The following is a 7,984-nucleotide window of genomic DNA, read 5'->3' as shown; positions in this document are numbered from 1 at the left end:
GCCTGCGCCCCGACGCCCGGCACGCACACTCGCCGCACGGCGCCGCAGGACAGGTGGCTCCGCCACATGACCTGCGACACCGCATGCCGATCGCACGCACCGACCACCGCTGCGCCCGCGCTTCGCGCGGACGACGGGGAACTCAGAACAGGCCCTAGCCGATCAGGTCGCACGAGGGCGACGGTGCCTGGGCAGCGCCGGTAAGCGGCGTACGGTGCGTGCTGCTGCGAGGCGGAAGAGGGTGTCGATGCGATGTCCGACGTCTCACCGGGGTGCGGTGAGGCGCTTCCACCTTCCTGAGCGAGCTTGTTCACGGTGGCTGGTGCCGGTTGTCCGCGTGGACCGCGAGCTCAGGTAGGCGTTCCAGTCGCGGGTGGCCCGACGGGTCCACTGCAAGGCGGAGGTGATGCTGATGCCCAACGTTTCACTGAGACCGGAGGCAGGCAGGTCGCTGGCGAGAGCGAGACGCGCGGTGTTCCGGCAAGGGTGGGCGGGCAGGCTGTGGCGGCGGAGCTTGCGTGCGAGGGTGCGGCGGAACGATGGTTGCCTGCGGCATATCGTGCCCGGCATCGCCGCTGCTGCCCGTACCGGACGCAGGCCACCAGCGGCGCAGATGTGCAGGTGCTGCACCGAGGGTTCCCGGCGCAAACGCCGGTGCATGTCCGCAGCTCACGCAGACGGCCACCGGGCGCTGCGCGCACGCCCGGCACAAGTGCGGTGTGCTGGCGCGGCCTACTATGCGGCCGTCGCCATGGCTTTCCTTGCCGAACACGATCTCCGTCGAACCGTTCTGGCGACACCCGGCAGGCACGGGGCAAACGCCGGGGACATCCGGCCGGTGAAGCCTCAGGTCGGTGCTCGGCCAGCCGGTCGAGGGTGACCGCGGACGTGCCCCGCCGAACTGCTGGGGCCTGGCGGCACGCGCACGCGTCGATCACGCCGCTGTTGCCAGTCAGTATGTCCTGGACCTTGAGTGACCATCCGCCGTTGGCGGCCTCGGCCGCCGCGGGCCTCCCTTGTGCCGGGCCACGCCCGGCACATCCCCACGACAGGCGGTTCGGTCCAGCCTCTCCCTTCGGCGCCCTCCACAGTGAACGGGCCGAGGACTACGTGGTCCGCCAGTACGGGCCTACCTCCCCGCAGACGCCCTCCGTACCACCTGGTGCGACAAGTCGCGCCGACGGCCGCGTTCCGCCACTCAGGCGCCTGCGCCGCCGTCGACCGGTACGATGGCGCCGGTCACCATCGAGGCGCGGTCGCTGAGCAGCCAGGCGGCGACCTCGGCCACCTCGCGGGGCTGGGCCATGCGGCCGAGCGGGGTGGCCGCGTTATTGCGTTCGGTGATCCCAGGGGACGCCTTTTCCCACGCGTCGATCATCTCCGTGGCGGTGCCGCCGGGAGTGATGCCGTTCACCCGGATGCGGTCACGGCCCCAGGTCACGGCCGCTGTCTGGGTGATGCTGTTGAGGGCGCGTTTCATGGCGCCGTAGGCGGGGAGGGCAGGGTTCGCGCGGCGGCTGCCGATGCTCGAGGTGTTGACGATCGCTCCGCCGCCGTTGCGTCGCATGAGTGCGGCCTCGGTGTTCATGGCGGTCCAGTGCGAGCGGAAGTTCACGGTGAACTGCTCGTCGATGTCCTCCTCTCTCGTGGTGTCGAGGGGGCCGGGCCGCTGGATCGCCGCGCCGTTGTTGAAGGCACCGTCGAGCCGTCCGTGGAGCCCCTCGACGCGGGCGACTGCGTCGAGGATGCTCGCGCGGTCGGCGAGGTCCAGGGGGACGGCGTCGGCCGAGCCGCCGTCGGCGCGGATCTCGGTGACGATGCGGTCAAGGGCGTCCGTGGTACGGGCGGCGAGGACGACGGCGGCGCCTTCGGCGGCGAAGAGCCGGGCTGCGGCTGCCCCGATGCCGCGGCTGGCGCCGGTGATGAGCACGACCTTTCCGGTGAGCAGGCCGATGGGTGCGGTGTCGTTGCTGTGCGTCATGGGGACAGTGTTCGGCGGGCCCCGGGACGGATACAGGCACAGGTAGTACCAGGGTGGCTTGCCGTGCGGCGTGCAGACTTGGGGGATGGACAAGCAAGAGCTCGGGGCATTCCTTCGTAGCCGTCGCGAGCGGCTCCGCCCGGAGGACGTCGGCCTCCCCTCCGGACCGCGACGCCGGACGCCGGGGCTGCGCCGCGAGGAGGCCGCGGTCCTCGCGCACATCTCCACGGAGTATTACGTCCGGCTCGAGCAGGGCAGGGCGCCACGGCCGTCGGGCGAGGTGCTCGCCGGGATCGCGACTGCGCTGAGGCTCACCGACGCCGAGTCCGACCACCTCCACGTCCTCGCGGGCACGGCGCCGACCCGTCCCCGGCTGCACCGGCGCGACGTCCGCCCGAGCATCCTCGCGCTCATCGGGCGGCTGCCGCAGACCGCCGCTTTCGTCCTGTCAGCGACGTTCGAGGTGCTCGCGTGGAACGACCTCGCGGCCGCGCTCATGGAGGATTTCTCCGAGCTCTCCCCGGAGGACCGCAATCTCGCGCGCCGGGCCTTCCTCGGACCGACGCGACCTGCCACGACGCTGTACGGGCTGTCCGACACCGCCGAGTTCCGGCACCAGGTCGTCACAGAGCTGCGCGCCACCGTCGCCCGCTATCCCACGGATCCTGCCGTGACCGGTCTCGTCGACGAGCTCCGCGGCGCCAGCGCCGACTTCGCCCGGCTCTGGCAGCGGCACGACGTGCAGCCCGTGCCGACGCTGACGAAGACCTTCCGTCATCCGGTCGTCGGGGAGATCTCCGTCGACTGCGACAGGCTCACCCTCGCTGACCGCGACCAGCACCTCGTGCTCTACAGCGCCCCGCCCGGATCCCCTGACGCCGATGCCCTGGCACTCCTGAACGTACTGGGAGCCGAGGCCGGCGACCACCGGCAGCACCGCAGCCCTCGGTAGGAGTGCCGAGGTTCGGCACTCCGCCCTGCCGGACGGAGTCGATCCGGTCCGGCCGGCGTTCGACGTGGCGCTCCGTGGGCGCGGTCGCTACGAATCGGACGGTCATGTGTCTGGTCTTCCATGCGTCCGTAGGGCGCGTGAGGTTCGTCCGGGAAACACCAACGAGTACCTGGACGGCGCCCACGCCCGTGGCGCCCGACTCTTCCGTCCGCCGACGGTGGCCGAGGAACAGATCCGCCACACCCGCGAATTCTCGCCCGTCCCGAGATCGCCTTCGCCTCGATCACCGGGTTCCTCGGCATCGCGCGCGACACGATCCATGGGCACGTCCCCAAGGCAAAGGGCCCGGCGCCACCGTGACCGCTGAACAGTACGGACGTCGGCTCAGCCCCCGAGCGGGGCTCGGCCGTCGCAGCCCGGACTCCGGGGCGCCGGCGCGCCGCCGACGGCTTGACGTCTCAGACCTGAGCCATGCCGCCGTCGACGAAGAGTTCGACGCCGGTGATGAAGCTGGAGGCATCGCTGGAGAGGAACGCCGCGGCCTTGCCCATCTCGCGGGGATCGGCGATCCGGCCGGACGGGTTGCCCTCCCCCATGCGCTTGACGGTGGCGCCGACCTGTTCGGCGCCATGCGCCATCTCCAGCGCGCTCCGCAGGGACTCGGTGTCGACCGCACCGGGGCTGAGGACGTTCATCCGGATCCCCGAGCCCTTGATGTCCTGGATCCAGGAACGGATGAAGGCACGCACGGCGGCCTTGGCACCGCCGTACAGACCCATGGCCGCCGGGGGCTGGATGGAGGCGGTCGATCCGATGATGACGACCGTGCCGCCGGGCCGCAGCAGCGGCAGAGCCGGCTGGACGGTGAACAGGACCCCCTTGGCGTTGACGTTGAAGGTCCGGTCGAACTGCTCCTCGGTGATCTGCCCAAGCGGGGCATGTACGCCGATTCCGGCGTTGGCCACGACCGCGTCGAGCCGCCCGTACCGGCTCTTGATCTCTCCGTACGCGGATTCCATGTCGGCGAGTTTGGTGACGTCGGCCACGATGCCCGCACAGTGCGGTCCTATCTTGGCGACCGCCTCGTCCAGGGGCTGCTGCTGGAGGTCGGTGATGACCACGCGGGCACCCTGGTCGACGAATTCCCGGGCGATTCCGAGGCCGACGCCGGACGCACCCCCGGTGACCACAGCGACCTTGCCTTCGAGCGGGAGGCTCATCGTTTCTGTCCTCTCTGTCCTCTATGTGGACTGGCCCGCACTCCGCGGATGACGGCGGTACGTGCCCTACACTCACAAGTGGAGGCACCGCCGGTTAATCGACTGTAACTGGAGGCGCCGCCACTTAGCAATCCCTGGCGACGAAAGAGCCCTCTCATGACCACAGACAGCGGGCGCCCGTTGCGGGCCGACGCGCGGCGAAACCGGGAGAAGATCCTCTCGGCGGCCGTGCGTGTCTTCGCGGAAGACGGGCTGGACGCACACCTCGAACGCATCGCCAAGGAAGCAGGCGTGGGCTCGGGCACCCTCTACCGGAACTTCCCGACCCGGGAAGTGCTGATCGAGGCCGCCTACCGCAGCGAACTGACTCGGCTGTGCGAGGCCGCCCCCGGCCTCCTGGCGGCCCTGCCGCCGCATGAGGCGCTCCGCGCCTGGATGGGGCGCTTCATCGACTACGCCAATGCCAAGCTGGGGATGGCCGAGGCCCTCCGCGCGGTCGTCGACTCGGGCGTCAACCCCTACGCCCATAGCCGAGAGCTGATCATGACCGCCCTCGCCACGCTCCTGAACGCCGCGGCCGCCACCGGAACGGTCCGGACGGACATCGACGCGACGGACCTGTTCGCCGCCCTGACCGGCGTCGCCCTCGCCTCGGGAAAGCCCGAGCAGCGCGAGCAGGCGGAACGCCTTCTCGACCTCACCCTCGACGGACTCAGGTACGGCGTGACCGGCTGATGCCGGCCCCGGACACTTCGGCGAACGACCCTTTTCCGGCACCCTGTACCGTGATCACCAGCCCGCAGGTGGGCAGCGCCGAGCACCGGCCTAGGGACGACATCAAGCAAACCCTCCCGGCCGCTCTGGGGGTGGTCAACGCCGCCTTGCAAGCCGTTGCCACTCGGCCGACCGGCTTCGATTCTGTCAGGCACGTCGTCCAAACCGCTTTGGTTCAGTCACGAAGTCGCACCCGGCAAACGGGTCGCCCAGGGACTCCCCAAGTGCCTGGCAAGCCCAGTTTCTGAAACGAACGAAGCCAGCCAAAAGATCAGCAGAGCGTGGCGTGCGTCAGCGGGTACTAAACCCATTGCCCGGGTCATTGGGGTGGGGTTCGAGCGGAGTCACCCTGGGCGTCATCCACGGGCGCAGCGGGAGGGTGCCGAGTACCTTCTCGTGGAGTTCGTTCTCGTCAGTAGCCCGCCAGATGCCGATGCTGCGGAGTTCGCCGACGGGGCGCCACAGGCGGGCGAGATGGCCGGTGGCGGCCAGTTCGCGGGCGCGGGCGGCCTCAGCGGCGCGGAGGCGGTCAACCTCCTCCTGAGAGGTGCCCTCGGGAATGGTGGTGGTGATCTCGACCAGGAACTCATGCATCGTCCGGCTCCGTTCGTTCGCGCGCCGGGCGGGGCCCGGGCGCTGTCTCCGCTCCGTCGTCCCGGAGCGGCATCATGTGCTCATCGTGCGTGCGGGGGCGGAGTGTGTGCCACGACTCGTGTCCTCTCGGGTGAGAGGCGCGGGCTCTCACGGCCCGTAGCATGAGGAACGTGGAGCTGCGTCAACTCCGGTACTTCGTAGCGGTGGCCGAGGAGCTGAACTTCGGCCGGGCCGCCGAGCGACTGCTGATCGCCGGACCGTCCCTGTCCCAGCAGATCAAGGCCCTCGAACGCGATCTCAAGCTGCGCCTGTTCGATCGTGACCGGCGCTCGGTGGCGCTCACCCCGGCCGGCACCGCGCTGCTTCCGCACGCGCGGGCCCTGCTGGACCGGGCCGAGGACCTCCAGCGGATGGCGGGTCGGCTGTCCGGTTCGGATCCGGTGCGGCTGGGCTACGTCAACTGGCTACCCGCCGATCTCACCGCCCGCACCTCCCCGGTGGCCCGGGTGCACCTCGACACGTGGGTCGCCCCCTCCCACGCCCAGGCCACCCGGGTCGCGGACGGCAGCCTGGACCTCGCCGTGTGCTGGGTGCGCACCGAGGACCTGGAGCGGCAGGATCTCACCGCCCGGCTGATCGGAGCCGACCGGCTCTACGCCGTGTCCACGGGCACCGCGACCGGCTCCGTGCGCGCCCATGACACCGTCGTCCTGGTGGACGACGACACCACCTCGTGGTCGTCCTGGAACGTCTACGCCGAAGAGTTGACCCGTGCCACCGGCGCCCGGGTCGAACACATCTCGGACAACGGCATCACCGGCCCCGCCTTCTTCGACCACGTCCGCCGCATCGGGCGACCGGTCATCAACTCCCCCAAGGGCCAGACCACTCCACTGCCGCCAGACCTGGTCCGCCGCCCGGTGGTGGCACCTGAGGTCCACTGGACGTGGTCCCTGGTTCGGCGGGCCGACGAGGTACGCCCCTCGGTGCTCGCCGTCGTCGAGGCCCTCTGCGAGGGCGTCGGAGACCTCGGCCTGCGCGGTGACGACATGTGGCTTCCTGACGGCGATCCGCACCGGCACTCCGCTGCCTCGTAGCGCCGACCTCGCCTCTCTCACCAAGGGCGGCGTGCAGTCCGTGACCAAGTCCCTCGCAATCGAGTACGCCACCCGCGGCATCCGGGTGAACGCCCTGTCCGGGCGTGCTCGCGGTCTCCGCAGCTGCGGCGGGGGCGGCCGGAACCGCGGTCAGTCCGGCGGCGCCGGCGGCCGCGGCGGCAGCACTGGCCAGGGCGGTGCGCCGGGAGAAGGCGGAGCATGTGGTCATCGGGGACGATCTCCTTCGGAGGGCCTGTCGGAAGGGACGGGGGCGAGCGGGGCGTGGCGGTGCAGCCGGGCCCGTACGGCCAGTCCGCTGCCCGCGCCGACGGCCACGGCGGTCACGGCCCACCAAGCGGACCAGGGCAGCAGGCCCAGGGCCTGGTCGGCGGAGTGGCGTCCGGGGCCGGTGAAGGCCAGGGCCGCGGCGAGGGCGATGAGGACCAGCGGGTATTCGTAGCCGTCTTTCTGCACCCACAGTCCGTTGGGCCACTTGACGGTGACGGCGACGGTCATCACGCCGATCGCGCCGACGGCGGCGAGCAGGGGGCCGGAGCCGATCTGGCCGGCTCCCGCGGCGAGGGCGGTGAGCGCCCCGCCGCGGAAGCCGTCGTGCCGGAACTCCTGGGTCCCGCCGGCCAGCCCGCTGCCACTCAAGCGGAAGCTGACCTTCTGTACGCCGTGTCCGGCGATCAGCAGGCCCGCCACGGGTGAACCCGGCGGCGTGGACGGCGGCCCGGTTGAGGACCGCGGACTGGTAGAGGTGCAGCACGAACACGGGTAGCGGTGCTCGGGGGACAGGTCGTACTCGGGGAAGACCACGGTCGCCGCAGCCCCGACGGCGAGTTCGCGCACCAGGCGGTCATGGGTGTGCGCGTTGCCGAACACCCAGCCCGCGCCATGGATGTAAATGACGACCGGGAGCGGACCCGCAGCCCCCGCAGGCCGCACGATGCGGGCCCGGACCTCACCGGTGGGGCCGCCGGGCACGGTCACCCACTCCTCGTCCACGGCAGGCGGGTCGACCGGACCGGACTGCACCTCGTCGACGGCTTGCGGCCCTCGGCCGGCGCGATCTGGAAAAGGAACGGCGGCTTCGCCGTGGCCTGCGCGAACTCGGCCGCGGCCGGCTCCAGGACGGGGGTGACGGGCGCGATTGGGTTCTGGTCGGTGATGATCCGGCCTCTCACCGGGGACGGGCATGGCGCGGCGGCAAGAACGCCGCCGATGCCACGTCCCCCGCACCGGGGCTGCGGGGGCAGTTCCGAAAACTAGTGCCGGATCAGGCAACGTTTGCCCTGTTGTGATGTGACGCGCCGTCCGGGGTCCTTCTCCGGGCAGCGGGAGGCGGTCACCGTGTGCGGGT

Annotated in this window: 7 protein-coding genes and 1 pseudogene; 3 read left to right on the top strand and 5 right to left on the bottom strand. The window is 70.9% G+C overall.

Features of this window, described 5'->3' with window-relative positions:
* Nucleotides 1-1,198 precede the first annotated feature (1,198 nt).
* Nucleotides 1,199-1,981, bottom strand: a complete 783-nt coding sequence (locus AB0915_RS37045; protein ID WP_366695504.1) for an SDR family oxidoreductase — start codon at nt 1,979-1,981, stop codon at nt 1,199-1,201.
* Nucleotides 1,982-2,066: 85 nt separating this feature from the next.
* Here AB0915_RS37045 and AB0915_RS37040 point away from each other — a divergent pair, with 85 nt between their 5' ends.
* Nucleotides 2,067-2,933: a helix-turn-helix transcriptional regulator gene (locus tag AB0915_RS37040; RefSeq protein ID WP_366695502.1), complete on the top strand. Its 867-nt coding sequence runs from the start codon at nt 2,067-2,069 to the stop codon at nt 2,931-2,933.
* Nucleotides 2,934-3,391: 458 nt separating this feature from the next.
* Here the strand turns inward: AB0915_RS37040 and AB0915_RS37035 are convergent, their stop codons facing one another.
* Nucleotides 3,392-4,153, bottom strand: coding sequence for an SDR family oxidoreductase (locus AB0915_RS37035; RefSeq protein WP_366695500.1), 762 nt, complete (start codon nt 4,151-4,153; stop codon nt 3,392-3,394).
* Between the two features lie 156 nt (nt 4,154-4,309).
* On the opposite strand from AB0915_RS37035, the gene AB0915_RS37030 reads away from it, so the two are divergent.
* On the top strand, nt 4,310-4,888 hold the full coding sequence (locus AB0915_RS37030; protein ID WP_366695498.1) for a helix-turn-helix domain-containing protein: 579 nt from the start codon (nt 4,310-4,312) through the stop codon (nt 4,886-4,888).
* A 330-nt stretch (nt 4,889-5,218) separates the two neighbouring features.
* On the opposite strand, the gene AB0915_RS37025 is transcribed toward AB0915_RS37030, so the two are convergent.
* Nucleotides 5,219-5,521, bottom strand: coding sequence for a muconolactone Delta-isomerase family protein (locus tag AB0915_RS37025; protein WP_366695496.1), 303 nt, complete (start codon nt 5,519-5,521; stop codon nt 5,219-5,221).
* A 161-nt stretch (nt 5,522-5,682) separates the two neighbouring features.
* On the opposite strand from AB0915_RS37025, the gene AB0915_RS37020 reads away from it, so the two are divergent.
* Complete coding sequence (locus AB0915_RS37020; protein ID WP_366695494.1) at nt 5,683-6,618, top strand: LysR family transcriptional regulator; 936 nt, start codon at nt 5,683-5,685, stop codon at nt 6,616-6,618.
* 225 nt (nt 6,619-6,843) lie between these two features.
* Here AB0915_RS37020 and AB0915_RS37015 read toward each other — a convergent pair whose 3' ends face one another.
* Nucleotides 6,844-7,326, bottom strand: coding sequence for a DoxX protein (locus tag AB0915_RS37015; RefSeq protein ID WP_366695506.1), 483 nt, complete (start codon nt 7,324-7,326; stop codon nt 6,844-6,846).
* Between the two features lie 69 nt (nt 7,327-7,395).
* Nucleotides 7,396-7,793: pseudogene (locus AB0915_RS37010) on the bottom strand (alpha/beta hydrolase); the annotation flags it as partial.
* Between the last annotated feature and the right edge of the window lie 191 nt (nt 7,794-7,984).

The sequence above is a fragment of the Streptomyces sp. NPDC048411 genome, assembly GCF_040704695.1.
GTDB lineage: Bacteria > Actinomycetota > Actinomycetes > Streptomycetales > Streptomycetaceae > Streptomyces.
Note: the sequence above shows the minus strand (reverse complement) of the source record. Positions and strands in the feature narration are given on the sequence as shown.